This is a genomic window from Sulfitobacter sp. IGS-18 (assembly GCF_059628195.1).
This window is the reverse complement of the sequence record NZ_CM184556.1, coordinates 3,685,623-3,710,191: the sequence shown is the minus strand read 5'-3', so window position 1 is coordinate 3,710,191 and position 24,569 is coordinate 3,685,623. Positions and strand designations below refer to the sequence as shown.

The 24,569-nt window shown below is 60.3% G+C and carries 21 protein-coding genes; 11 read left to right on the top strand and 10 right to left on the bottom strand.

What is annotated here, in order from left to right:
- Positions 1 to 77: 77 nt before the first annotated feature.
- The 5 genes from ACWNZ3_RS18015 to ACWNZ3_RS17995 all read left to right on the top strand — a co-directional run bounded on the left by ACWNZ3_RS18015 (position 78) and on the right by ACWNZ3_RS17995 (position 9,393).
- Positions 78 to 2,828 carry a TRAP transporter permease gene (locus ACWNZ3_RS18015; protein WP_269362488.1) on the top strand — a complete coding sequence of 917 codons (2,751 nt, stop codon included), beginning with the start codon at positions 78 to 80 and terminating at the stop codon, positions 2,826 to 2,828.
- A 163-nt stretch (positions 2,829 to 2,991) separates the two neighbouring features.
- Positions 2,992 to 4,104 (top strand): carbon-nitrogen hydrolase family protein, encoded by a 1,113-nt coding sequence (locus tag ACWNZ3_RS18010; RefSeq protein ID WP_269362489.1) that lies wholly within the window; start codon positions 2,992 to 2,994, stop codon positions 4,102 to 4,104.
- A 76-nt stretch (positions 4,105 to 4,180) separates the two neighbouring features.
- Positions 4,181 to 6,919: an aminotransferase class I/II-fold pyridoxal phosphate-dependent enzyme gene (locus ACWNZ3_RS18005; protein ID WP_496900765.1), complete on the top strand. Its 2,739-nt coding sequence runs from the start codon at positions 4,181 to 4,183 to the stop codon at positions 6,917 to 6,919.
- A gap of 17 nt (positions 6,920 to 6,936) precedes the next feature.
- Positions 6,937 to 8,394, top strand: coding sequence for a biotin carboxylase (locus ACWNZ3_RS18000; RefSeq protein WP_114273916.1), 1,458 nt, complete (start codon positions 6,937 to 6,939; stop codon positions 8,392 to 8,394).
- Positions 8,395 to 8,421: 27 nt separating this feature from the next.
- The gene (locus ACWNZ3_RS17995) at positions 8,422 to 9,393 is read left to right on the top strand and encodes a C45 family autoproteolytic acyltransferase/hydrolase (protein WP_496900764.1); all 972 of its coding nucleotides are present in this window, start codon (positions 8,422 to 8,424) and stop codon (positions 9,391 to 9,393) included.
- A gap of 125 nt (positions 9,394 to 9,518) precedes the next feature.
- Here the strand turns inward: ACWNZ3_RS17995 and ACWNZ3_RS17990 are convergent, their stop codons facing one another.
- A complete protein-coding gene (locus ACWNZ3_RS17990) occupies positions 9,519 to 10,079 on the bottom strand; it encodes a type 1 glutamine amidotransferase domain-containing protein (RefSeq protein ID WP_269362491.1) in 561 nt (186 codons plus the stop codon).
- A gap of 154 nt (positions 10,080 to 10,233) precedes the next feature.
- Between ACWNZ3_RS17990 and ACWNZ3_RS17985 the strand changes: the two genes are divergently transcribed.
- The 4 genes from ACWNZ3_RS17985 to ACWNZ3_RS17970 are packed head-to-tail and all read left to right on the top strand — an operon-like array spanning position 10,234 to position 14,508.
- Entirely contained in the window at positions 10,234 to 10,896 is a 663-nt protein-coding gene (locus ACWNZ3_RS17985) for a paraquat-inducible protein A (RefSeq protein ID WP_269362493.1), read from the top strand.
- Positions 10,839 to 11,498, top strand: coding sequence for a paraquat-inducible protein A (locus ACWNZ3_RS17980; protein ID WP_269362494.1), 660 nt, complete (start codon positions 10,839 to 10,841; stop codon positions 11,496 to 11,498). The genes ACWNZ3_RS17985 and ACWNZ3_RS17980 overlap by 58 nt, the downstream gene beginning before the upstream one ends.
- On the top strand, positions 11,491 to 13,938 hold the full coding sequence (locus ACWNZ3_RS17975; RefSeq protein ID WP_496900763.1) for a PqiB family protein: 2,448 nt from the start codon (positions 11,491 to 11,493) through the stop codon (positions 13,936 to 13,938). The genes ACWNZ3_RS17980 and ACWNZ3_RS17975 overlap by 8 nt, the downstream gene beginning before the upstream one ends.
- Before the next feature lie 3 nt (positions 13,939 to 13,941).
- Positions 13,942 to 14,508 carry a PqiC family protein gene (locus ACWNZ3_RS17970; RefSeq protein WP_269362498.1) on the top strand — a complete coding sequence of 189 codons (567 nt, stop codon included), beginning with the start codon at positions 13,942 to 13,944 and terminating at the stop codon, positions 14,506 to 14,508.
- Positions 14,509 to 14,556: 48 nt separating this feature from the next.
- On the opposite strand, the gene ACWNZ3_RS17965 is transcribed toward ACWNZ3_RS17970, so the two are convergent.
- From ACWNZ3_RS17965 to ACWNZ3_RS17930, 8 genes are all read right to left on the bottom strand, one after another.
- The gene (locus ACWNZ3_RS17965; protein WP_496900762.1) at positions 14,557 to 15,540 is read right to left on the bottom strand and encodes a type II secretion system F family protein; all 984 of its coding nucleotides are present in this window, start codon (positions 15,538 to 15,540) and stop codon (positions 14,557 to 14,559) included.
- A gap of 8 nt (positions 15,541 to 15,548) precedes the next feature.
- On the bottom strand, positions 15,549 to 16,514 hold the full coding sequence (locus ACWNZ3_RS17960; RefSeq protein ID WP_496900761.1) for a type II secretion system F family protein: 966 nt from the start codon (positions 16,512 to 16,514) through the stop codon (positions 15,549 to 15,551).
- Positions 16,511 to 17,902 carry a TadA family conjugal transfer-associated ATPase gene (locus ACWNZ3_RS17955; protein WP_496900760.1) on the bottom strand — a complete coding sequence of 464 codons (1,392 nt, stop codon included), beginning with the start codon at positions 17,900 to 17,902 and terminating at the stop codon, positions 16,511 to 16,513. Before ACWNZ3_RS17955 ends, ACWNZ3_RS17960 begins: the two co-directional genes overlap by 4 nt.
- A gap of 4 nt (positions 17,903 to 17,906) precedes the next feature.
- On the bottom strand, positions 17,907 to 19,187 hold the full coding sequence (locus ACWNZ3_RS17950; RefSeq protein WP_496900759.1) for a CpaE/TadZ family protein: 1,281 nt from the start codon (positions 19,185 to 19,187) through the stop codon (positions 17,907 to 17,909).
- Positions 19,188 to 19,197: 10 nt separating this feature from the next.
- Positions 19,198 to 19,824 (bottom strand): TadE/TadG family type IV pilus assembly protein, encoded by a 627-nt coding sequence (locus ACWNZ3_RS17945; protein ID WP_274573615.1) that lies wholly within the window; start codon positions 19,822 to 19,824, stop codon positions 19,198 to 19,200.
- Positions 19,821 to 20,306, bottom strand: a complete 486-nt coding sequence (locus ACWNZ3_RS17940; RefSeq protein WP_496900758.1) for a TadE/TadG family type IV pilus assembly protein — start codon at positions 20,304 to 20,306, stop codon at positions 19,821 to 19,823. The genes ACWNZ3_RS17945 and ACWNZ3_RS17940 overlap by 4 nt, the downstream gene beginning before the upstream one ends.
- Entirely contained in the window at positions 20,303 to 21,763 is a 1,461-nt protein-coding gene (locus ACWNZ3_RS17935; protein WP_496900757.1) for a pilus assembly protein TadG-related protein, read from the bottom strand. Before ACWNZ3_RS17935 ends, ACWNZ3_RS17940 begins: the two co-directional genes overlap by 4 nt.
- A 125-nt stretch (positions 21,764 to 21,888) precedes the next feature.
- Positions 21,889 to 22,083 carry a Flp family type IVb pilin gene (locus ACWNZ3_RS17930; protein WP_269362510.1) on the bottom strand — a complete coding sequence of 65 codons (195 nt, stop codon included), beginning with the start codon at positions 22,081 to 22,083 and terminating at the stop codon, positions 21,889 to 21,891.
- Positions 22,084 to 22,687: 604 nt separating this feature from the next.
- Between ACWNZ3_RS17930 and ACWNZ3_RS17925 the strand changes: the two genes are divergently transcribed.
- A complete protein-coding gene (locus ACWNZ3_RS17925) occupies positions 22,688 to 23,272 on the top strand; it encodes a helix-turn-helix transcriptional regulator (protein WP_269362512.1) in 585 nt (194 codons plus the stop codon).
- Positions 23,269 to 23,772: an A24 family peptidase gene (locus ACWNZ3_RS17920; protein WP_496900756.1), complete on the top strand. Its 504-nt coding sequence runs from the start codon at positions 23,269 to 23,271 to the stop codon at positions 23,770 to 23,772. The genes ACWNZ3_RS17925 and ACWNZ3_RS17920 overlap by 4 nt, the downstream gene beginning before the upstream one ends.
- 56 nt (positions 23,773 to 23,828) lie before the next feature.
- On the opposite strand, the gene ACWNZ3_RS17915 is transcribed toward ACWNZ3_RS17920, so the two are convergent.
- Positions 23,829 to 24,392, bottom strand: coding sequence for an HdeD family acid-resistance protein (locus tag ACWNZ3_RS17915; protein WP_496900755.1), 564 nt, complete (start codon positions 24,390 to 24,392; stop codon positions 23,829 to 23,831).
- Between the last annotated feature and the right edge of the window lie 177 nt (positions 24,393 to 24,569).

Genomic DNA, 24,569 nt, shown 5'->3' with positions numbered 1-24,569 from the left:
GATCGCCGCCGGAGCGCCCGAAGGGGCATATAACAAGCACCTGCGCAAATGCGGGGCTCAGACAGGGACGATCTATAATGACCAACAATGATCAGCAGCAGGCCGCCGCGGTTGAAGCCGCCGCCGATGGCCGTGGTGGATTGAGCCAGGCAGAACTGGACGAACTTGTCGCATCCTCCGACACGGGTGGCAGGTCTGTTGGCGGACCCATCGGCACCTTGCTGATGCTGGTCGCCCTGGCATGGTCATTGTTCCAGCTTTACATCGCATCGCCATTCGGCCTGTTCAACGACACGCTTGCCCGCTCGATCCATCTGGGCTTTGCCGTCTTTCTGGGGATCATGGCGTTCCCCGCAGCGCGGACCAAATTCCAGGTTGCACTGGGCATCATCGTACCGCTGGCGCTGGCAGCGCTGTTCATGGTTGCGGCCAAGCAGGGTATCGCGACCTGGTGGATCCCGCTCCCGGCAATCGGGGTTGCCGCGACAGTTATACTCGGCTCTCCCAAGGATCGGGTCCCGATCTGGGAATGGGCGCTGGCCATCATCGGTGCGCTTGCTGCCTTGTATCTCTTCCTGTTCTACCGTGAAATCGCCAACCGGGTCGGCGCGCCGATCACGCAGGACTATGTGGTTGCCGTCATCGGCATCCTGATCCTGCTGGAAGCGACACGCCGCGCATTGGGGCCGGCCCTGATGATCGTGGCGTCGGTTTTCCTGCTTTATACCGTGCTTGGCCCGAACATGCCGTCGATCATCGCGCACAAGGGCAACAGCCTGTCCGAGATCGTGAACCACCAATGGATCACCACCGAAGGTGTATTTGGCATCGCGCTGGGTGTTTCCACCTCATTCGTGTTCCTGTTCGTGCTGTTCGGCTCCCTGCTGGACCGTGCCGGCGCGGGCAATTACTTCATCCAGGTTGCCTTCAGCCTGATGGGCCACATGAAGGGCGGACCGGCCAAGGCCGCTGTTGTCGCCTCTGCCATGACGGGTCTGATCTCTGGTTCGTCCATTGCCAACGTGGTGACGACCGGCACATTCACCATCCCCCTGATGAAGAAGGTCGGGTTCAGCTCTGAAAAGGCGGGCGCGGTCGAAGTTGCCTCCTCGGTCAATGGTCAGATCATGCCGCCGGTGATGGGGGCTGCGGCCTTCCTGATGGTCGAATACGTGGGCATCCCCTATTTCGATGTGGTCAAACACGCCTTCCTGCCGGCGGTGATTTCCTACATCGCCCTGGTCTACATCGTGCATCTTGAGGCGCTGAAAGCCGGCATGCAGGGTCTGCCCCGTGCCTATACGCCCAAGCCCATCGTGCAGCGCCTGATCGGCATGGCCTTTGCCATCGCGGCGATCTGTGTCCTGTCTTTCGTGGTCTACTACGGCATGGGCTGGGTGCGCCCGGCCTTCCCGGAAACGGCTTCCTACATCATCTTTGCCTTCCTCACGATCGTCTATGTTGCGCTGCTCTATGTGGCGAGCAAGGAAGAGCCGCTGAAGCTGGACGATCCGAACGACGAAGTCACAGCCCTGCCGATGCCCGGGCCGACCGCACGCTCCGGCCTGCATTTCATCCTGCCGGTTGTCGTGCTGGTCTGGGCGCTGATGGTGGATCGGTTGTCGCCGGGTCTCTCGGCCTTCTGGGCCTCGGCCTACATGATCTTCATCCTGCTGACCCAACGTCCGCTGATGGCGATCTTCCGGGGCGAGAGCAAACTGGCGTCAGATATCAAGGACGGGTTCCTGGACCTGATCGACGGTCTGGTGACGGGCGCGCGTAACATGATCGGCATCGGCATCGCCACGGCGACCGCCGGTATCATCGTGGGCGCAGTCAGCCAGACCGGCGTGGGCTCTGCCCTGGCCGATGTGGTCGAAGTGCTTTCGGGCGGCAATATCCTTGCCATCCTGGCGCTGACCGCGGTGCTTTCGCTGATCCTCGGGATGGGGCTGCCGACCACTGCGAACTATATCGTGGTGTCCGCGCTGCTGGCACCGGTGATCGTGACCCTGGGTCAGCAGAACGGGCTGATCGTTCCGCTGATCGCCGTCCACCTGTTTGTCTTCTACTTCGGGATCATGGCGGATGTGACGCCGCCGGTCGGCCTTGCCTCCTTTGCCGCTGCTGCGGTGTCGGGCGGCGATCCGATCAAGACCGGCGTGGTCGCTTTCTTCTATTCGCTGCGCACAGCGGCGCTGCCCTTCCTGTTCATCTTCAACACCGAACTGCTGTTGATCAATGTCGGATGGGGGCAGGGCATATTCGTCTTTGTCGTGGCCACGGTTGCGATGCTGCTGTTCGCGGCGGCAACGCAGGGGTGGTTCCTGGCTAAGAACCGTTTCTACGAGACCATCGCGCTGCTGCTGGTTGCCTTTACGCTGTTCCGCCCGGGGTTCTGGATGGACATGGTATCGCCACCCTATGATGAGGTCGCACCCACCGAGATCACGCAGGCTGCGGCCGACACGCTGCCGGGCAACGATCTGCGCCTGCGTGTCGCCGGGGTCAACGATCTGGGCGATCCCATCGAATTCGTGGCGATCCTGCCCATCGGGGAAGGCGCGACAGGTGAGGAAAAGCTGGAGGCCGCAGGTCTGCTGTTCCGCGAGGATGGCGACAAGATGATCATCGACGATGTTGGTTTCGACAGCGCGGCGCAAAATGCCGGTCTGGATTGGGACCAGGAGGTGCTGCGCGTACTCAAGCCGGTTTCGCAGCCGACGAAGTACATCATGTTCATCCCGGCGCTGTTGCTGCTGGCGCTGGTGGTCTTCCTGCAACGGGGCCGCAACGGCCGCCCCGTGCGCGGACCTCAGACGGCCTGACTGTCATCCTGGCACAGCAGTCATATCAGCCTGAGCAGGGCGTATCAGGCAGGGGTCACATCACCTGTTCCCCTTCCGCTTTGATGGGCGTAAGGGACGTGCAATCCGGTGCATTCAAGGGCCTCTCCCAGCCCTCGCACCGCCTTTCACGGAGTGACAAGTTATGACCCCATTCGCAATTGCCGGCGTACAGATGTACGTCAATGCACTGCAATCGAACGTCGACGGCATGATCCAGCGGCTCGACATCCTGATGGCACGGTTCCCCTGGACCCAGATGGTGCTGTTCTCTGAACTGGCGCCCTTTGGTCCGTTGGACCGCTTTGCCCTGCCGCCCGAAAACGAAACCATCGGCAAGTTTCAGGAGGCTGCGAAAAAGCACCGGGTCTGGCTGATACCGGGTTCCATGTTCCTCAAGAACCCGGAAGATGGCCGCGTCTACAACACATCCGTGGTGATCAACCCGGAAGGCGAAGTGATCCGCCGTTACGCCAAGATGTTCCCGTTCAGGCCCTATGAGACCGGCATCGCCGCCGGCACCGAATTCTGTGTGTTCGATGTGCCTGAGGTGGGCCGTTTCGGCCTGTCGATCTGCTATGACATGTGGTTCCCGGAAACCACGCGCCAGCTGACCAGCCAGGGCGTCGAGGTGCTGTTGCACCCGGTGCTCACCGGCACGACGGACCGCGATGCCGAACTGGCCATCGCGCGGGCGACCGCGGCGCAGTTCCAGTGCTACATATTCGACGTGAATGGCCTGGGCGCGGGCGGCGTCGGCAAATCCTGCGTTGTCGATCCGACCTCAATGGTGCTGCACCAGTCGGCGGGGCAGGAAGACATGTTCCCGATCGAGGTCGACCTGTCCATGGTGCGCCGTCAGCGCGAGACGGGGATGAAGGGGCTGGGCCAGGTGTTGAAGTCGTTCCGCGACCGATCAACCGATTTCCCGGTCTATGACCGTGCCAGCGGGACAGATGCCTTTCTGCATACGCTTGGCCCGCTTGAGATCCCGCATCAGGGCACACGGGCGGGATTGCATGTGGATGTACCGGCCCAGCGGGTGCCGGAGGCTCCGAGCTTCAAGGGGCAGGATTCAATGTCTGCCTTTTCGCACACCCCGGGCGGTTTCGCGCCCGAACCGATGCCGAACCCTACCGCCGGAACCGCAGTTCCCGCGGCTGAATCACAAATCCCCGCGGCGGCCGCCGGGGGGGTACCAAACCCACCTGTCAAACCTGGCATTCTGACCGGGACTGAAGAAACATCCAGCGGGTAATCCGCCATACGTTTGCCCCGGCGCAGAAGCGCCGGGGCGGAATGTCGTTGGTGACCCCGCTACAACGGAGAACACAATGCATTCCTTGAACGATTATTCCTCGGCGATCCAAATGCGCTCTGATCGGTGGAGCGCATTGAGAGAGGCGACTTCCGCCCTCACGCGCGATCCCAAACCTGCCGAAAAGAACAGGCTGACCAAGTCCGCCAGGGAGCTGTTTGCCTCGCTGGCGATGGTCGAACCTTATTGGGCCTTTCCGGGCATGGCGGCCTTCGAGCATATGCGCAGGCAGCTCGAACATGAAAAATTCGAAGATGTCGCATTTGCGATCAACCGGGTGACCCGGGCGCTGACCACAGGGGCCTACAGGCGGCGGCATATCCCGCTGGAACGCGACAGCATCGACCAGGACGAACATGATGACGAGGCCATGCTGCCACCAGAGGCGCGCGCGCTGGCCAAGCCATATTTCGAGGTTCTTATCGTCGACAACGTGAACGAACATCAGGAACGCTGGCTCAAGGCGAACATGGCCCGCATGCGGCGCAGCGAGGACCCTTTCATCTATGAAGCGGTTGTCGTGCCAAGCATCGAGGACGCGCTGATCGCGGTGATGTTCAACCACAACATTCAGGCGATTGTCGTGCGGCCCGGCCTGACCCTGAAATCCTCGATGGATCTGCAGATCCTGACGCGCTACCTGGCCCGTGCCGGCGGGCGCAAGGAAATCAGCGCGCTGTCGCCCGAGGTCTACGGCCCCGAATTGTGCCGGATGATCGCCAAGGTGCGCCCGGAGCTGGATGCCTATCTGGTCACCGAACGTTCGGTCGAAGACATCGCCGGACTGGATCTGGGAATCTGCCGCCGGGTTTTCTACAATCAGGAAGACTTCATGGAGCTGCACCTGAACATCCTGCGGGGTGTGCAGTCGCGGAACAAATCCCCCTTCTTCACGGCGTTGGTTGAATACTCCAAGCAACCCACCGGCGTTTTTCACGCCATGCCGATCAGCCGGGGAAAGTCCATTTCCCGGTCGCACTGGATCCAGGACATGGGGGCGTTCTACGGGCCGAACATCTTCCTGGCGGAAACCTCTGCCACCTCGGGCGGCTTGGACAGCCTGTTGGAACCGCATGGCCCCATCAAGGAAGCACAGGAACTTGCCGCGCGGGCATTCGGGTCGAAACAGACCTTCTTTGCCACCAATGGCACATCGACCTGCAACAAGATCGTTGTGCAGGCGCTGATCAAGCCCGGTGATATCGTCCTGGTCGACCGCGACTGCCACAAGTCGCACCATTACGGCATGGTGCTGGCGGGTGCGCAGGTCTGCTATCTGGATAGCTATCCGCTCAACAAATACTCGATGTATGGCGCGGTGCCGCTGCATGACATCAAGCGGCAATTGCTTGAACTGAAGGCCGCGGGCAAGCTGGACAAGGTGCGCATGCTGCTTTTGACCAACTGCACCTTTGACGGGCTGGTCTATAACGTCGAACGCGTGATGGAGGAATGTCTGGCGATCAAGCCTGACCTGATCTTCCTCTGGGACGAGGCATGGTTTGCCTTTGCCCGTTTCAGCCCGACGTACCGGCAGCGGACCGCGATGAATGCCGCCAACGTGCTGCGTGAAAAGCTGCGCTCTGACGAGCACGCGCAGCAATATGCAGCCCAGCAGGCAAAGCTGGAAAATGCCGATGTCGAGAAATTGCTGAAAACCCGTCTGATCCCGCCACCCAATGCGCGGGTGCGGGCCTATGCCACGCAGTCCACGCACAAGACGCTGACCTCGTTGCGGCAAGGGTCGATGATTCACGTCAACGATCAGGACTTCAAAGGCGAAGTGGAGCAATCCTTCCACGAAGCCTATATGACGCATACCTCGACCTCGCCCAACTACCAGATCATCGCGTCGCTGGACGTGGGCCGGCGACAGGTCGAACTGGAAGGCTTTGAATTTGTCCAACGACAGGTCGAAGCCGCGATGTCGATGCGCCGGGCCATTTCCGAGCATCCTCTGTTAACCAAATATTTCAAGATTTTGACGGCCGGGGACATGATCCCGGAAACCCACCGCGAAAGCGGCGTGACCAGCTATTTCGACACCCAGCAAGGCTGGACCGATATGTGGGATTGCTGGGAAAATGACGAATTCGCCCTTGATCCCACGCGGGTGACACTGGCGGTCGGCGGCACGGGCTGGGACGGTGACACGTTCAAGACCGAGATCCTGATGGATAAATACGGCATCCAGATCAACAAGACCTCGCGCAATACCGTGTTGTTCATGACCAATATCGGCACCACGCGGTCCTCTGTCGCCTATCTGATCGAGGTTTTGGTGGAGATCGCCAAGAGCCTGGATGAGCGTCTGGATGATGCCAGCCGGATGGAGCGTCTGTCCTTCGACAAGCGGGTCACCAACCTGATGGAACATTACCCGCCGCTGCCTGACTTCAGCCGCTTCCACGATGCCTTCCGCGCTGCGCAGGACACGCCGGAGGGGGATATCCGCACGGCGTATTACCTCAGCTACGACGATGAGAACTGCGACTACCTTGAGCTTGATGGCTCGCTCAAGGATGCGATGAAAGAGGGCAAGACGCTGGTCTCCGCCAGCTTCATCATCCCCTATCCACCGGGTTTCCCGATCCTTGTCCCCGGACAGGTGATCTCTGAGGAAATTCTTGATTTCATGCGCGCTTTGGATGTCAGCGAAATCCATGGCTACCGGCCCGATCTGGGCCTGCGTGTGTTTACCCAAAAGGCATTGGATGGCGTCAGCGCCAACCGGCTTGCTGCAACTTCGGACTAAGGAAAAGGACCAATACCATGGCTACTATTCTCAAGAATATCTCTGAAATCCGCCGGTTCTTTCACCGGAACGAAGACCCCGTCTATTTCATCTCGGCGACGAACTTCAACCTTCTGGGCCTGGACGAATGGGTGAAGAATTTCAAATACATCTGCTATATTGACTGCTACGGCGGCAAGCACCCGAACGTGTTCTGCCCTTCCGAGCAGCCGCATGCGGAATTCCAGTCCATCGAAGACATCAACAACTACCTGTTGCAGCACAAGGAAGTCATCGACTTCATCAAGCGGCGTGGCGGCAAGCCCAAGTTCGTTTTCCTGATGTTCGACGAGGAAACCGAACGCCTTTCCAAGGAGCTGGGCGCGACGGTCTGGTTCCCGAAAGCCAAGCTGCGCACCGCGATGGACAACAAGATCGAGACCGTCCGCATCGGCAACAAGGCCGGGGTGCCATCGGTGCCCAACGCGCTGTCGGAGGTGAAGGACTACGACCACCTCAAGAAGATCTGCGAGAAGGAAAACCTGGGCCACGACCTGGTGCTGCAATCGGCCTTTGGCGACAGTGGGCACACGACGTTCTTCATCAAGTCCGAAGCCGATTTCCGCCGCCACGAGAGCGAGATCGTGGGCCAAGGCGAGATCAAGATCATGAAGCGGATCGACTGCCGTGGTTCGGCGATCGAGGCCTGCGCCACCAAGGAGGGCACAATTGTCGGCCCGCTGATGACGGAACTGGTCGGTTTCAAGGAGCTGACCCCCTATCGCGGCGGCTGGTGTGGCAACGAGATCCTCGCCACTGCGTTCCCACCCAAGGTGCGGGAGAAGGCGCGGGACCTGACCTTCAAATTCGGTGAGCAGCTGCGGAAGGAAGGCTATCGCGGTTATTTCGAGCTCGATTTCCTGATCGACAAGAAGACCGGCGATCTTTGGCTGGGCGAGTTGAACCCACGCATCACCGGCGCGTCCTCCATGACGAACCACGCCGCCTTTGCCCATGCGGATGCGCCTTTGTTCCTGTTCCACCTGCTTGAGTTTTCCAAGAAGAAGTTCGACCTTGATGTGGATGAGCTGAACAGCCGCTGGGCCGATCCGGAGATGATCGACGGCTGGTCCCAGATGGTGATCAAACATACCGAAGACAGTGTGGACATCTGCACGGCGTCGCCGGAAACCGGCATCTACAAGATGCTGGAAGACGGGCGCGTGGTCTTTGACCGCTTCGACTATCACCGGCGTGCCGTCGAATCGGAGAACGAGGCCTTCTTCCTGCGCATCCTGCAACCCGGCGATTATCGTTACGAAGGAGCGGATATCGGCATCCTCGTGACGCGTGGCCGGTCGATGACAAAAAGTTTCCAGTTGAACGAGCGCGCGAAAAAGTGGATTCACGGGATCAAAAGCGGCGTGGACGGCAAACCCCTGCCGACCGCCCAGGCCGGTCCGGAACTGTCAGACCCGGCTTTCAAGATCCTGTAATGTAACTTTCACCCCTGAAAGGCTGCGATGTACTGGCGCGCACTTGATATCGAAATGCCCGGATCGAAATGGTCCGGGCTTTTCGCCGAATATTGGCCTGACTACCGTAACTGGTGGCTCAAGGAAGGTGCGTCTGCCCGGCCGACCTATTCGGAGTGCAGGCGCGCCCTGGGTGCGCATATGCCCGAGATGCTGCCGCTTTACGACGACCTTTGCGCGCTTGCGGGCGGTGGCGACAATGCCGCGCGGTTTCTCAGCTTCTACAACCCGCCGCCTTACCTTTCGGGCTGTTCGCAGGCGATCTGGGCCGGCAAGGAGCCGGTCATGGTGCGCAACTATGACTACAACCCGAATGCATTTGACCAGCTGGTCCTGCGGACCAACTGGCAGGGCCGCAGGGTCATGGGAACCTCGGACGGGCTTTGGGGGCTGGTCGATGGCGTGAATGATGCCGGGCTGGCAATTTCGCTCACCTTCGGTGGCCGGCGGATTGTCGGGCAGGGCTTTGGCGTGCCGCTGATCCTGCGCTATGTCCTGCAGACCTGTACAACCACGGATGAGGCGACGGCGGTTCTGGCGCGGGTGCCCACCCATATGAGCTATAATGTGACCGTGCTGGACAGGAAGCGTAAGTATGCGACCGCCATGATGGGTCCGGACCGCGAGGCGCTGATCACCCGCGCAGCCGTGGCAACAAACCATCAGGAGAACGTGGAATGGGTCAGCCATGCCAGGTTCACGGCAACGGTCGAACGCGAGCGGTTCCTGCTGCAACGCCTGCGGCTGCACAAGGATCCCGAAGAGAAATTCATCAATGCCTTTCTGAAGCCGCCGCTTTATTCGACGGCCTTCAATGCCGGGTTCGGCACGCTTTATACGGCGGTCTACCGGCCGCGGAAGCGCGAAATGGAGCTGCGTTGGCCCGGCACGACCTGGGCGTTGTCGCTGAGTGATTTCACCGAAGGCGCGCGCGAAGTGCTTTTGCCGGGCGCCGCGTGACCCGCCGGAAAGCGCGCTGACAGACCTCTGGCAAAGGTTCACACGACGCTTTTAACCAGAAATGGCCCCGCCCAAGGTTGAGCGGGGCCATGGTCGCAGGGCTCAGCCTCCGGGGTTACGCAGGTCTATGCCGCCTTGCGCTCGTGTTTGCCTTCCTCGATTTCTTCGACGATCTTGGCGACGAAAGCGTCCAGGTCGCCGGGCTGGCGGCTGGTCACGATGCCCTGATCGGCAACGACTTCGCTGTCTTCCCAAAGCGCACCGGCATTTTTCATGTCGGTGGATATTGACCCATAGGACGTTGCCTTGCGGCCTTTGATGATACCGGCCTCGATCAGCAGCCAGGGTGCGTGACATATGGCGGCAACCACTTTGCCGGCATCGGCGAAGTCTCGGATCAGTTTCACGGCATCATGATTGACCCGCAGCAGATCGGGGTTGATCTGGCCGCCGGGCAGGACAATTGCATCGTAGCTTTGGATATCCACGTCCGAGAGGGCAAGATCGGCGGGCACCGTATTGCCCCAGTCATCTGCATCCCAACCCTTGATGTCCGCGCCGTCCGGTGTCGCCACATGAACCGTGGCGCCTTTCGCCCGCAGGTCATCACGCGGCTTCTCCAGTTCGGATTGTTCAAAACCATTGGTGGCCAGGATCAGGATACTGGCGTTGTTGATCTGTGTCATTTGGTGAATCCTCGATTGAGTGGCGTTTCGCCGTAAGAACGCCCGCCACTGGCTGTTGTTCCACCATGGCGCGAGGGGCGGCAGAAAACCGCACCGGGCGACTGTCGCGAAAATAGGCGTGTAATGCCGCCAAACCTTCCTATATCAATCGCTTATGAAGGACACAGTCGAACCCATGACGCGCACGCCGCTGGACGAACTGATTGTTTGTCCGCAATGCGACGCCGTCTATCACCTCAAACGGCCGCGCGTGGGAGAGCGTGCGCAGTGCCAGCGATGCCATAAGGTATTGATTGCGCCCAGGAAGAACGCCGGGCTGCGCATTATTGCCGTCGCGCTTGCGGTCCTGGTTCTTATCATCGGGGCGGCCGTGTTTCCCTTTCTGTCGATTGATGCGGCGGGCACGCAAAATGCGGTTTCGGTGCTGGATGCGGCGCTGGCCTTTTCCGGTGGACCGATGATCTTTCTGTCGCTGGCAACGGCGGGGCTGATCATCATCGTGCCGCTGCTGCGCGCCTGCCTCACGCTTTATGTCCTTGTGCCCGTGGTGCTGGACCGCGACCCGGCCCCGCATGCCATGCAGGCGTTCCGCCTGTCAGAGGCACTGCGCCCTTGGTCCATGGCAGAGATTTTCGCGATCGGCTGTGCGGTTGCGCTGGTCAAGGTTTCGGATCTGGCCCATGTCGGATTTGGCCCCGCTTTCTGGATGTTCGGCATCCTCGTTGTGCTTGTCATCGCGCAGGACAGCTTTATGTGTAAATGGTCTGTATGGAACTCACTGGAAAACCCCAGAACGTCGTCAGCGCCAAGGACCTGAACCTTGTTGCCTGCACACGATGCGCAAAGGTCTGGCCGGTTTCGGCCAGCACATGCGGTCGTTGCGGTCACAAGCTGGTGTCGCGCGATTCCCAAAGCCTGAGCCGCGTCTGGGCGCTGTGGGTGATCGGGTTCATGTGCTACATCCCCGCCAACATCTTTCCGATGCTGAAAACCCGCACCCTGTTTCAGGAGGAGGACAGCACCATCATCGGCGGCGCGGTCGAACTGGCGCATTACGGCAACTTCGGAATCGCGGCGATCATCATCTTTGCCTCCGTCTTTATCCCGCTGGGGAAATTCTGGGCGGTGGCCTATCTTGCGATCAGCATCAAGGCCGGTTCCCGGATCAGCATGAACCGCCGGCAGATGATGTATGAGGTGGTCGAATACATCGGTCGCTGGTCGATGATCGACATTTTTGTCGTTGCGATTATGTCCGCATTGGTGCAACTCAAGACACTGGCGTCCATAAATCCCGGCCCGGCGAGCATATTTTTTGCATTGTCGGTGATTTTCACGATGCTGTCAGCGCAAGCTTTCGATTCCCGTTTGATCTGGGATGCGCAAGTCAAGGATGGGGGTCCAGGACGCGATGAATGACGAGTTGCCGGATGTATCGGTATCACCTGTGCGCAAGGTTTTTTTCAGCGGTGCGTCCTTTATCTGGATCCTGCCGATCCTGGCATTGGTGGTTGCACTGGGTGTTGCCTGGCAATCCTACAATTCCCGTGGTCCGCTGATCATTGTCGAGTTCGAGAACGGCGCAGGTATCAAGGCAGGCGAAACAGAGCTGAAATACCGCGACATCACGGTGGGCAAAGTCGAAAACGTCGGCTTTACCGAAGGTCTGGGAAAAGTGGTCGCCTCCATCCGTGTGGACAAGGACGTGGCACCCTATATCGACAGCTCCTCGGTGTTCTGGATTGTCCAGCCCGAGGTGACGGCCCAGGGCATTACCGGGCTGTCCACGGTGCTGAGCGGCGTGCATATCGAAGGGTCATGGGATGACCAGATCGGTACGTCGACGGAACGGTTTGTCGGCGCGGCAGAGCCGCCGCTGATCCGGTCGGGCCAGGCGGGGCTTGAAATTGCCTTTCGCACCGTGGCCAATGGCCAGCTGACCGACAACGCCCCGATCCTGTTCAAGGGGATCGAAGTTGGTCGCGTCGGACGTGCCAAGATTGCTCCGCGCGGCAATTACGCCATCGTCGAGGCGCTGATATTCGAAGAACACAGATCACTTGTGAATGAAAATACGCGGTTCTGGGATGCCTCCGGGTTCAGTGTGAACATCGGCCCCTCAGGCGCCGAGATCGACTTTTCTTCGCTGGCGACCCTTGTTGGCGGCGGCGTCACTTTCGACACTTTCGTCTCTGGCGGCGGCCGGGTGCAGGATGGGTCCGTGTTCGAGATTTACCCGGATAAGGAATCCGCGCGCAATTCACTTTTCAATGCGTCCGAGGTTGATCCGCTGAAACTGAGCGTGGTCTTTGAGGACAATATATCCGGCCTTGCCGTTGGGGCGCCGGTTGAAATGTCGGGCCTCAAAATTGGCGAGGTTGAAGCCTTGTCAGGTGTCGTGGACTACGATGTCTATGGCGACAGCCGGGTTCGTCTGAGCGTGAATATCTCGGTCCAGCCGGCGCGACTGGGCCTGCCCGGGGAGGTGACGGCGCAAACCGCTCTGGCCTTCCTCAAAGAGCGTGTGGCCACCGGCCTGCGGGCGCGGCTTGCGTCGGCAAGCCTGCTGACCGGCGGGCTCAAGATCGAATTCGTTGATGTGCCGGACGCAACCGAAGCGCAGCTTGTCAGCGAAAACGGGATGTCGCCGCAGATGCCGACCACCGAAAGTGAAGTGTCGGATGCCGCTGCGACGGTTGAAGGGGTGTTCAACCGCATCAACAGCCTGCCGATCGAGGAGTTGCTGAATTCTGCGATCACCTTCCTCGACTCTGCCGAGGCGCTGGTTTCCGATCAGGCCCTGCGCGAAACACCGCAGGATGTACGCAACCTGCTGGCCGAAATTCAGGGCCTTGTCGCTTCTGAAGACGTGCGCAATATTCCGGTGGCCCTGAACGCAACTCTCAAGCGGATCGAGACTCTGATTGCCGAGCTGGAGGAACAGCAGCTGTCGGCCAAGCTGGTCGCTGCCATCGACACGGTTGCCGATACCGCGGATTCGGTTTCCACGTCGATTGAAGGGGTTCCCGACCTGATCAACGACATTCGTGCCGTGGCACAGAAGGCCGAAGCGCTGAAGGTAGAGGAACTGATCACCGAAGTGACCGCATTGGTCGATACGGCAGAGGCTGTTATCGGATCGGAAGAAGCCGCAGCGCTGCCTGTTGCCCTGAAAGATGCGGTGGACCAGGTGAACGCGACCTTGAAGGAGCTGCGTGACGGCGGTGCGGTTCGTGATCTGAACCAGACGCTTGCCTCTGCCCGTCAGGCCGCCGCCAATGTCGCATCGGCAACGAACGACCTGCCGGAGATTTCCGCCAAGATCAGCAAGGTTCTGGATGATGCGGCCAAGGCAACCGATGCGGTCAATTCTTCCGTGGCCGGTGTGCCGCAGCTGATTGCCCGGTTCGAGGCGGTTGCGAACAAGGCCGAGTCTCTGGAAGTCGAAGAACTGCTGTCCGAGCTGACAACCCTGACGCGGACGGCGGATGAGCTGATCGGTACCGAAGACGCCAAGGCGCTGCCGGGATCGTTGAAGCGGGCGCTGGACGAGGTCAACTATACCTTGCAAGAGCTGCGTGAAGGCGGGGCGATCAACAATGTGAACCAGACATTGGCCTCCGCACGGAATGCAGCGGACAATATCGCAGTGACGGCACGGGACCTGCCGCAGATCATGGAACGGCTGACAGGGTTGTTTGCCCAGGCCAGCCGGACCATCCAGGGCTATGACAAGGGCGATCAACTGAGCCGCACGGCCCAGGATACGTTGCGCGACATTCAAAAGGCTGCCGATGCGCTGACCTCGCTGGCGCGGGCGATTGAACGTAACCCCAATTCTCTTTTGCTGGGAAGATAACAGATGGTATTTGTAAAACGCGCACTGGGCTTCGGCCTGATCCTGATCCTGGCAGCCTGTGGTGGCAACGCGACCCGCTTTGCGGTCAATACCCCTGCCGTGACGCAAAGTGAGCGCATTGCCTTTGCCTCTGTCGAAGTGCGCGATGTCTCTTTGCCCAGCTATGCGGCATCCGATGAAATCGCTGTTCAGGCCGCAGACGGGACGCTCACAAGCTCCTCTGATGTCCTTTGGGCCGATGCGCCGGAGCGCGCGATCGCGCTGGAGCTGAGCCAGAACCTTGCCCGGATGACGGGGCGCCGCATCGCATCGGAACCCTGGCCCTTCCAGGCCTTTCCCGATGCACGGCTTGAGGTGCGTTTTGCCGATCTGGTGGCCATGTCTTCGGGATCATTCCGCGCGTCGGGGCAATATTTCGTCGCCGTGCTGGACGGCGGGCGGGAACGCTCCGGGTTGTTCGACCTGAGCGTGGCTTTCGATCCGGCCGGTGGACCGGGGGCCATCGCCGCAGCGCGGGGGCAGCTGATCCTGGATCTTGCACGTTTCATCGCGCGCGACGGGATGAAATAGGGTTTTCCCCGGAAAGCGCCCCGGCCATCGACGGTCTGTATTGAACGATCAGTAGATCGCCATGTAGCGGATGATGATCGGTGTCAGGGTGATCAGAAACAGCGCCGGCAGCATCAGCACCGACATCACTCCGGACATCTGGACAGGAAGCTTGTTGGCTTTCTCCTGCGCCGCCAGTTCGCGCATCTGGCGCATCTCGATGGCATATGTCTTGAGCGCAGTCGTCAGGCTGGTGCCGAATTGCAGGGATTGCGCGATCACCAGGGCAAAGGAGCGCGCCTCGTCAATGCCCATCCGTTCGGCCATGTCGAACAGGGCGCTTTCCCGGTCCCGCCCGGCCTGAATCTCAAGTTGGAGCAGCAGAAATTCATAGGCAATCTCCGGGGCCACGCCCCCCAACTCGTTGCCGACACGGTTGATCGCAGCGTCAAAACCCAGCCCCGCCTCGACCGAGATCTGCACCAGGTCCAGAGCGTTGGGGAAAGCCTTGGAGATCTTGTCCTTCCGGGCCTTGATCCGGGAATAGAGCCACATGCCCGGCCCATAGAAACCGACACCCGCCCCGATGGCGGCAACCTGCAAAAGCCGGAGTTTCGAGGTCGCTTCGATCTTGTCGGCGAGCAACGGGGGCAACAGGCCGCCCTGCGCCAGAAAGATCGCGGCAAAGACGGCGACCGGCGGAGCCAGGGCAAGGCACAGCCGCACAAAGAAGAAAATCTCGACTGAATCCGCACGCTCGAAGCCGACCTTGGCAAGCTGAAACCGGATTTGCGCCCGTTCGGAGGGATCTTCGGGTATCAGTGCCTTTTTCAGCCCGCGCGGGGCGGATTCCTTGCCTTTGGTCAGGGTTGATTTGCCTTCGTTCATGGCTGCGGACAGGCTGCGCATCCGCGCCGCTGAATGATCGCGGGTCTGGATCAGGCCATAGGCGGCAAACAACAGCATCGCAAACCCCCCGAGTGCGGCGAGCATGATCAGCGTCTGCGGTGACCCATACAGGGTGGCGTCGGTGAGGGTGGATGCAGTCAGCATGAGATGCCCTAAATCTTGAAGGTTACGAGTTTGCGCAGTGCCAGAAAATTGGCCAGGACAAGGGCAATGATGGTTATGGCGATGGGCTGGTACATCGGGTCGTCACTGATTGCGCCATAGTAGTCCGGTGCCGTGTAGGATGTGATACCGTAGATCAGCACAGGCAGCGCAGAGAGCACATAGGCCGACATGCGCCCCTCGGAAGAGATCGCCTTGACGCGGCGCCGCATCACGATGCGGTCGCGGACGACCTTGGCAAGCGTGCCCAGCATATCGGCCAGGTTGCCGCCCGTGCCGTGCTGTATGCGGATCGAAACGGCCAGATATTCGACATCCTCCTGGCCCACGCGATCCGCGAGATCGGTGAAAGCATCGGTCAGGTAATCGCCATGGCTGACCTGTTCGGCCAATTGACGGAATTCGGCACCAATCGGGTCCGGCATGGTCCGTCCGACATTGGCGATGGTGGCGCTGACCGGATGGCCAATCCGCAGCCCGCGCATCATCAGGTCAAGCGCATCGGGCAATTGGTGGGTCAGGGCGTCGACCCGTTTCGCATGGCGTTTCTGCAGAAAGGATTTCACCATGAACACCGAGGCGATGATCCCGGCGGGATAGGCCACAACTGCGCTCAACCGCAGTGACAGTGCAAAGCCCAGCCCCAGGGCCAGCACCGCGATTGCGACCAGGATAAGGGGCTCCTTGCCTTCCAGCCCCGCGCGGCGCACCAGAAGGGCCGGATCACCGATCAGCGGAATGGACCGGCCGGTGGGCCGCCGGCTTTGTTTGCGAACCATGGCCTCGGCGATGCCATGGCCTGTCCTGGGACGCATCTTTTTCAGTCGCTTTGCCGCGGTCCGCTCCTGTGCATTCTCTGGGGCAAAGATCATCCTGAACGCCACGATTGCCAGCAGCAGGATGCCTGCACCGGCCAGATACCAGATCAGCGTCAGAGAGCTGTCGATGGGCATCATGCCACCTCGTCCATCATCGAAAAGGCATCGGTCGCCAGTTTGACACCGGAAGACATCAGCGCCTCAAAGCAGCGGGGGCGGACACCTGTCGCCATCATCCGGCCTTTGACATTGCCGTCGTCATCGACACCCATCTTCTTGAAAACGAAAATATCCTGCATCATCACGGTGTCGCCTTCGAGGCCGACAATCTCCGAGATGCTGGTGACCTTGCGGCGCCCGTCCGACAGGCGGTTCAGCTGCAAGACCAGCTGCAGGCCGGCAGCAATCTGCGACCGGACCGCCTGCATCGGAAAATCGCCGCCGACCATGGTGACCATCTGTTCCAACCGGCTGATCGCATCGCGGGCGGTGTTGGCGTGGATCGTGGTCATCGACCCGTCATGGCCCGTGTTCATCGCCTGCAACATGTCAAAGGCTTCATTGCCGCGGACCTCGCCGACCATGATCCGGTCCGGGCGCATCCGCAGCGCGTTGATCAGCAGATCCCGCTGGGTGATGCGGCCCGTGCCTTCGGCATTTGCCGGGCGGGTTTCAAGGCGGACGACATGTTCCTGCTGCAATTGCAGTTCGGCCGCGTCTTCGATGGTCACCATCCGGTGGCGCGGGTCGATGAACGCGGACAATGCATTCAGCATCGTTGTCTTGCCCGATCCGGTGCCGCCCGAGATCAGGATATTCATGCGGCCCTTCACGGCGGCTTCCAGGAACAGCGCTGCGGGTTTGGACAGCGCACCATGCTCCAGCAGCTTGTCCATGTGCAGCGGGGTGCGGGAGAACTTGCGGATCGACAGGCTTGGCCCGTCGATGGCGCAGGGGCGGATGATCGCGTTCACGCGGCTGCCATCCTCAAGACGGGCATCAACCCAGGGCTGGCTTTCGTCGATGCGGCGACCCACGCTTGATACGATCTTGTCAATGATCCGCAGCAGGTGGCGCTCGTCCCGGAAATGCACATCCGTCCGTTCCAGCAGACCGCGCCGTTCGACAAAGACCTTGTCGGTGCCGTTGACGAGAATATCGCTGATCGTGGGGTCTGCCAGCAGCGGCTCCAGCGGGCCCAGGCCCAGCACTTCGTCCAGCAGTTCATCCATCAGCGCCTGGAAGGCGGCGGATGGCATCTGCTGGCCCCGGTCCTGCAGGAACTGCGCGGAAAGACCGGAGATTTCGTGCCGCAGATCGGATTTGCTGACCTTATCCAATACGGTCAGGTTCAACTGCTCCAGCAGCAAGGTGTGAAGTTCGGTTTTCAAGCCGTTGTTCGGGTCCGCAACCGGTCTTGCCACGGGCCGTTCCTCGGGCTCGGGGCGCGGTTGGCGCGATGCCGGTGCGGCGGAAGGCAGTGTTGCCTTGGTGGGCCTGGAGGAGGCGTTGAAGGATTTGAACATCTGCTTATCCTTTCCGGGTGGCGGCAAAGAGCGTTTTGTGCAGGCCTGCCATCGCCTTTGCCGGTGCGGAGCGTTTGGCGCTGGTGATCAGTGGCGTGCCAAGGTCAATGGCGCGCTTGGCCGCGCGGGCATCGGTGGGTATCCAATAGAGCAGCGGGCGACCGATCAGCTGCGCCGCTTCCTTTTGTGCTTCGCTGGTGACCAGCGGCTTTTTCTCAAAATTCATCACAACCTTGATCGGCAGGGTCATATGTTCTTCGGCGATCAGGTTGATCAGCCGACGCGTCCGCTTGACCGAGGGCAGGGACATGTCCGCAACCACCAGAACGCGGGATGCGTTGGCCAGAACCGGATCCATCCAGTCGACAATCGTTTGCGGCATGTCGATGATGACATGATCATAACGGGACTTGAGCGCGCTCATCAGGGTGATCATGTCCTCGGGGGCGATTGCCGATAGCGGCGCAAAGATATCGGGCGCGGTCAGCACATCGACCCCACTTGCGTGGCGCACCATCGCCTTGTCCAGGAAGGCGGCGTCAGGCGTGGCATTGCCTTGGACAAATCGGGTCGCTTCTTCGGAATCTGGCAGGTCCAGCATCAGGGCGATGGCACCGTTCTGAATATCCAGATCAACCAATGCGGTCTTGCCTGCTTCGCTGCCCTTGGCGAGGGATGCTGCGAGGTTGACCGCGATGGTTGATGCGCCCGCCCCCCCGCGCGCCCGCAACATGACGGTCACGTCACCGTGGCCCTTTGCGATCATGTGAGGGGTCGTTTCGGTTTCGGCCGGGGCAGAAGCAGTCGGCGCGATTGCCGGTGTTTCGGGTGCGGGGGCTGCCGCCTGCGGCTCCGGTTCGGCTGCCGGATCGGTTTGCTGCAGTTTCATCACCAGCAGATCCTGCACACTGGCGTCTTTCAGCGCCGCCCGGGTGTCGTCCGCCAATGCGCGGGTGGATACGGCGATGAACTGCGGCACCGTAAGGATGTCCTGCATTCTTGCCAGGCCGGCAATATCCGCCTCCGGGTCGTCGCTGACCTCAAAGGCGATGATGTCGATCTTGCCCAGATCCATTTCAACGGACCGAAGCACGGAAGCCAGATCCCCCTGCACAATTGTTCCGTCCACGCCTGGATCCTGCCCCATCTCATCGCTCAGGTTCTGGCCCAGCTCGGGGGTCTGAACGGCGATGATGACCTTCGTGCGATGCGCATGTCCCAGGCTGCTCTGCTCCGCGACGGCGGCTGCAACCTGTTGTTCGATGTCATGATGGGCGATGGTCATGGGAGGATTCCTAGTTGATGGATTCTGCGGGCAGGGATGCGCTCATGGCGGGAAAGGTGAACCCTTCCCCCAGCGTGCTGCCGCTGGAATTGCTGGCGAAATCCGCCAGCGCGCCGAGGGGCGAAATGAAATCGAACCGAAGCGAGGCCAGTTCGACAGTGACAATCGGCGTATAGGCCGCCGCAACGCGGTTGAGGCTGCGATCATAAGTGTAGCTGAAGCGCAGGTTTTCAGGCTTTGCGGTGTTGGGCAGCAGCGGTCTGACCCGGCTCCAGATCAACTGCGCGGTCGGATTGTCCAGCGAGCCATTGCAGGAAATGGTGCCGACATCCTGGCACAGACCGGTGCGGGCGGTGCAGGAGGTCCCGTTGGGCAGGTCCAGCGACACGACGCCGACCAGCCCGCGCTGATTGACCCGTGGCACATCCGGGCAGGCGGGCGCGCGCACAACGGCCATCCGCACCGCTTTCTCGGTCGCCTTTTCCGCCATCACGTTGGAAAACCCCAGGCGGGCAAAGTCGATCAATGCGAAAATCATGAAGATGAAGATGCTCAGCACCACGGCGAATTCGACCAGCGTCGCGCCCTCCTCTTCGCGGGCGAACCGGGGCAGATTTATCCGGGCAAGCAGTCTCACAGGCCCAGGATCCTTGTGCTGTCCGTGACCTGTGCATTGACGGATTTCGCGGTGATGCCCGCCAGTTTGAACAGCGAGGCGAAGGGCACGCCGATCTGCAGGCTGGCGCTGACGGTGGCCACGCCAGTGATGCCACCCCGAAAGCCGGAATTCTGACAGCTCAGGCTGGCGCTGACACCGCTGATCGAAACGGCGCGGGGAAACATGCCTTCGCCCGACTGGCTGGTGCGCACGATCTCGGTCAGCTTGTCGTCCCAGACACTGATCGAGCCGCCGTTCCGGCACACGTCATGATCCACGACCCGACTGAGATAGCGGGTTGCGTCGCGCACGCCGGTGATCGTGGTCTGGTAGGACCAATAGGTGCGCGTGCCCTCGACACAGAGGCCGACGAACAGGAACAATGTAGGCAGCAGTATCGCGAATTCGACCAGCGCCGCACCGTTTTCATCGCGCCAGAAGCTGTGGAGGCTGCGGATCATTCAACCAACCTCACCACATCGACAACTTCGGTATCCAGGTTCCCGCCACCGCAGTTTCCACCAAGGCAGGCGGTAATTTCTACGTTGAGCAATCCGTTTTCGGCAGGACCAAGGGCGAAGACCTCAAAGAATTGCTGCACCGGTGGCACGGTCACGGCGGCATCCAGCTCTGCCGACAGGCAATCAATGCCTGCCACAACCATCAAACGGCGTTTGATGTCCTTGTTTGCTTGGGGGGCGCACATGCGGGGCTCGGATGCGATGCCACCCAACAGGCCGCCGACAGCACCCAGCAGGGGTGTGCCTTCCATTTCAATGGCAGCTTCGATTTCAGCCTGGTAGAACTCAAACCGCGTCTGCGCCTCCGGATGGGGGTCTTCGCCGCCGTAATGCGCTTCGATATAGGCGGTGCGCCCGGCATCCCAGACCCCGTTTCCCTGCACTGAACACCCGCCCGTGGCAAGGCAATCGTCGGTCGGAAGGCCGATGTCGTCATTGCCAAGGCCAAGCAGGTTGCCCACCGGCAGGCAGAGCCCGGCTGCGTTCAGCAGACCGGTCAGCACATTGGGCGCGGCGCTGAAGTTGGGGTTGTTCTGGAAACCCGACGCGATACCGCTGAACTTGTCGAACCGTGTGTTGATAGCATCGGCCAGATCATTGGCGGAAACATCGGCGGTGATATGCAGGCCACCGCCACCGGCACAGGCTGTTTCAGGCTGACGCGCGGCCAGCAGGCAAGCGGCAAGGCTCTTGCCCAGGAGGCCCGCACAGATTTGCAGCCCGTCGAGGGAATCAGTCAAAGTGTGCACCGCTCTGAGCTGGCCGGGGATCAGGCGGCTGACGTTCACGTCCAGCTTGACCTCCAGTGTCTTGCCGATGTTGGAGGCGGCGTCGAAATCGACGGCGGGCAGGCACATGGCGACAGGGGCCACGTTGCAGGCCTCAAGCGAAAATCCCGCGACCCCGCTGGCGGATGCGCTGCTGTCGGGTGTTTCTTCACCGGTGAGGGAGCTGAAGGCGGCTGTAACGGCGGCCCTGACATCACGGTCGCGGATACGGGCTTCGACAAAGCGGGCGGCATAGCTGTTGGTGGTTTCGAGCGCGGCTGAGCGCTGGAACTTGCCGTCTGAGCCGGGTTTGTAGAACACCAGCGTCACGTCATTTGCGAAATCCAACGCGCGTGCGCCGTCGCCAAAGGTCTGCGAATCGCTGATCAGGCTGGAAGCGGCTGAAGTGGCACGGGCAATCGAATCGGCTTTTCCATCAAGCTCTGCGGCTGCGGCAAGGCTGACGCTGTCAGCATAGGATTGCAGTTCGGATTGGGTTGCCGCCAGGCGGCCCACGTCAAAGATCAGGCCGAAGAAGCCCAGAATCATGACGACGCAAACGGCCCAAAGCAAAAGTACGCCCCCGTGCTCGTTCTTGCGAAAGCGTTGGAGTGTCGCAGCCGGAGTCATTGGGAGGCACCTTCGTTAAATCGTTAAACATTCCTTACGGAAGGGGGAGCCGCGCCAATCCTTGGCCGAAACCGGCTGTGATTGGCGCGCCTCAACAGTGAGTTCAGGCAGGAAACCTAACGTAGTTAATCTGCCTCAGCTGGCTGATTCAGGGCATCCTTGGCGTCGCTGAACTTGGTGTTCACGTCGCCACCCAGTGTCAGCAGGGCGCCAGCACCGACGCTGACGGCGATGCCCAGTGCAATACCGTATTCAACAAGGGTCGCGCCTTCGTCACAGCTTTGCAGCCGGGCGATCAGTTTTTTCAGGGTATTCGTCATCTACTTGGTTCCTTTAAAAGTGGCCGAAACTGGCCGAAATCATTATGGCCCGCGGTCCATTTGGGCCGTCGATGAAAGGATATTTACCCAAGCTTATTGGTTAACACATCGTTCAGGACGATGAGTGTTCAAGGCCATTTCGGGGCTGTTCTGCCCAGAATGGGGTGATTTCGCGTTCCAATAGGGGCCTGCGGTGCAAGGAAACCACGATACTATATAAGCAGCAGAATAGCCGACTTTTACGGGCACACCTTCCCAATTTTCGCCACATTCTGATGGTCGATGGGGCAAACACCCCGTCTAACGTCAGGTCGGGGGACAAATGCCGGAGACCGCAATGCACAGGTATAACGTCAAGGACCGAACCGATCTCGTCCCTTTTCACGGCGCGACGGATACGCAAATTCGGATTGCCTGCAGTTTCGGACTGCTCAACGATTGGCACGCGGCGATTTCAGGGAACGCGCCTCTTGGTGATGTGATCGACGTTCTCACGCGCCTGCTCTCGGCCCGAAACATTTCTTTTTATCGCTACAAGGATGACCGGGCCATACACATCGCGGCATCCGCACGACAGGGTGAGGTATCTGGCCCGGAAAAGAGCATGGGCACCCTGACAAAATACCTGCGCGCCACCCGGACCGCGTCAATTGTGCCAGGAACGATCCTGACGCTGAGCGAGCTCAGACAGGAGGCGGGCTTTGCCCAAAGCGACGCAGCTGCCGAATGGGATGCGCGCAAGAATATCCTTGATGTCGCTCTTGTGGTTCTCGCAGATCAACCCGGTCAGCTGGATGTGTTCGAGATCATGTACGACGCCGTACCTGTCACCAGCCCGGAAGTGCCGGTAACGCTGCTTGCGATGGCGCTGGCCGAAGCATGGACCCTGCGCGCGCCGGGGCTGATTACCAGAATAATCCTGTCAAACACCCGGAGCCGTGCATCGGTGACACAGGCTGCCGCCTCCAGCATATTGAGCAGCAACAATCCCTGCGGTCTGAGCCGGGCGGAACAGCGGGTCTGCCAGTTGCTGGTGACCGGGAAAAAGGCAAAGGAAATCGGCGAAACGCTACGCCTGTCGGTTCCGACGGTGCGGACACATCTGCGCAATATCTACTCCAAAACCCAGACCGGCGGTCAGGTCGATCTGATCGCGCTGGTGAATGATCCGCAGGGGCTTCTCGAATGACGGCGCTGGCGAATATGGAGATCCCGGTGGCCTGGCTGGTGGCGCCCTTGCTGATCGCGGTTATCCTTTACGATCTGCGACTGATGCGCATTCCCAACGTGCTGGTGGGATTGTTCCTGGTTGTTGCACTCGTCAGCCTGCCGCTGACGGAACCCCTGTCTGAAATCCTGTGGCGGTTGCTGGCGGCGCTGGCCGTGTTCGGGGCGGGGCTGGCGCTGTTTGCTGCGCGGTTGATGGGCGGCGGTGACGTGAAACTGATGGCGGCGCTGACATTGCTGATCCCGACAGCGGCACTGCCGGTCTTTGGATTGCTGTTTTCGGTTGGAATTGTGCTGGGCGTTCTGGGGCTGATGGTCATGCGGCGGCTGGCGGACAGGAAACAAACCCGCTGGCGCAGCCTGCGTGAACACGGACGGTTTCCCCTGGGGTTGAGCATCGGCATGGCCGGTCTGGTTTTTGCAACCTTCGGAGAAAAACTGACGCTGGCCTTCGGCGCCTGACCCTGGCTGCTGACCGCATTGCAAAGGGGATCAGAGACAGTGAAACGAAAGCAGCATCACCGGGAAATTCGGGTCAGGGTCGCCCTGGACACGAGAAGCATGGCAATGCCTGTGGCGAAAAAGTTCAGCCCGGTGAGAAAGCCGAGGACCCATCGGGCTGTCGAAGGCCATTGCAGCATGATGACGATGCCCAGAATGAAGGAACAGGCACCACTTGCCACGATCCATTGCCATTTCTCGAGCTGACCGCTCATCCTGAGCCCCAGCAGGACGGACAACACCCCCTCAAGGATAAAAACACCGACGAGGATCGCGGTGATGAAGGATGCGCCCCAGCCCGGAACCAGGACAAATAACAATCCGCTGCCTGCAACCACTGCAAATCCGACAGCGACGATCCGCCATTCGGAAAAGGCCTTGAAAGACTGCGCGAACAGCAGACCCGCCAGCCCCCAGAGCAGCATCAGCCAGGCGATAAATTCCTCGACCAGCACGGTCGCGACGGAAGGCAGGACAATCGCCAGCGTCCCGAGCACGGCAAAAACCAGTCCGACGGCGCGGAACCGGTTTCGCATTCTCGCGATTTCAGATTTGTGCAGCGCTGAAATATCGGTCGCCATCTTTAGTGATCCTTGCTTTCCACTGGTTTCGGGATGGTTAGCTGACCAGATACGACCGTGGTTCGCCTCCAGCTTTGTGCCAATCTTACTTTTTTGTCAGAAAGGCCCCGCAGTCTTGTTTATCTGCCCGACTGCCCCGATGATCGGGGGATGAACATGATCTGTCAGCCGAAACCG

What these genes read in the sequence shown, in the direction of transcription:
- ACWNZ3_RS17975 (WP_496900763.1), top strand. Translation starts at nt 11,491, where the DNA reads ATGAATGACGAGTTGCCGGATGTATCGGTATCACCTGTGCGCAAGGTT.
- ACWNZ3_RS17985 (WP_269362493.1), top strand. Translation starts at nt 10,234, where the DNA reads ATGAAGGACACAGTCGAACCCATGACGCGCACGCCGCTGGACGAACTG.
- ACWNZ3_RS17965 (WP_496900762.1), bottom strand. Translation starts at nt 15,540, where the DNA reads ATGCTGACTGCATCCACCCTCACCGACGCCACCCTGTATGGGTCACCG.
- ACWNZ3_RS17960 (WP_496900761.1), bottom strand. Translation starts at nt 16,514, where the DNA reads ATGATGCCCATCGACAGCTCTCTGACGCTGATCTGGTATCTGGCCGGT.
- ACWNZ3_RS18010 (WP_269362489.1), top strand. Translation starts at nt 2,992, where the DNA reads ATGACCCCATTCGCAATTGCCGGCGTACAGATGTACGTCAATGCACTG.
- ACWNZ3_RS17930 (WP_269362510.1), bottom strand. Translation starts at nt 22,083, where the DNA reads ATGACGAATACCCTGAAAAAACTGATCGCCCGGCTGCAAAGCTGTGAC.
- ACWNZ3_RS17940 (WP_496900758.1), bottom strand. Translation starts at nt 20,306, where the DNA reads ATGATCCGCAGCCTCCACAGCTTCTGGCGCGATGAAAACGGTGCGGCG.
- ACWNZ3_RS17995 (WP_496900764.1), top strand. Translation starts at nt 8,422, where the DNA reads ATGTACTGGCGCGCACTTGATATCGAAATGCCCGGATCGAAATGGTCC.
- ACWNZ3_RS17915 (WP_496900755.1), bottom strand. Translation starts at nt 24,392, where the DNA reads ATGGCGACCGATATTTCAGCGCTGCACAAATCTGAAATCGCGAGAATG.
- ACWNZ3_RS17920 (WP_496900756.1), top strand. Translation starts at nt 23,269, where the DNA reads ATGACGGCGCTGGCGAATATGGAGATCCCGGTGGCCTGGCTGGTGGCG.
- ACWNZ3_RS17950 (WP_496900759.1), bottom strand. Translation starts at nt 19,187, where the DNA reads ATGACCATCGCCCATCATGACATCGAACAACAGGTTGCAGCCGCCGTC.
- ACWNZ3_RS17925 (WP_269362512.1), top strand. Translation starts at nt 22,688, where the DNA reads ATGGGCACCCTGACAAAATACCTGCGCGCCACCCGGACCGCGTCAATT.
- ACWNZ3_RS18005 (WP_496900765.1), top strand. Translation starts at nt 4,181, where the DNA reads ATGCATTCCTTGAACGATTATTCCTCGGCGATCCAAATGCGCTCTGAT.
- ACWNZ3_RS17970 (WP_269362498.1), top strand. Translation starts at nt 13,942, where the DNA reads ATGGTATTTGTAAAACGCGCACTGGGCTTCGGCCTGATCCTGATCCTG.
- ACWNZ3_RS18000 (WP_114273916.1), top strand. Translation starts at nt 6,937, where the DNA reads ATGGCTACTATTCTCAAGAATATCTCTGAAATCCGCCGGTTCTTTCAC.
- ACWNZ3_RS17990 (WP_269362491.1), bottom strand. Translation starts at nt 10,079, where the DNA reads ATGACACAGATCAACAACGCCAGTATCCTGATCCTGGCCACCAATGGT.
- ACWNZ3_RS17955 (WP_496900760.1), bottom strand. Translation starts at nt 17,902, where the DNA reads ATGTTCAAATCCTTCAACGCCTCCTCCAGGCCCACCAAGGCAACACTG.
- ACWNZ3_RS17935 (WP_496900757.1), bottom strand. Translation starts at nt 21,763, where the DNA reads ATGACTCCGGCTGCGACACTCCAACGCTTTCGCAAGAACGAGCACGGG.
- ACWNZ3_RS18015 (WP_269362488.1), top strand. Translation starts at nt 78, where the DNA reads ATGACCAACAATGATCAGCAGCAGGCCGCCGCGGTTGAAGCCGCCGCC.
- ACWNZ3_RS17980 (WP_269362494.1), top strand. Translation starts at nt 10,839, where the DNA reads ATGGTCTGTATGGAACTCACTGGAAAACCCCAGAACGTCGTCAGCGCC.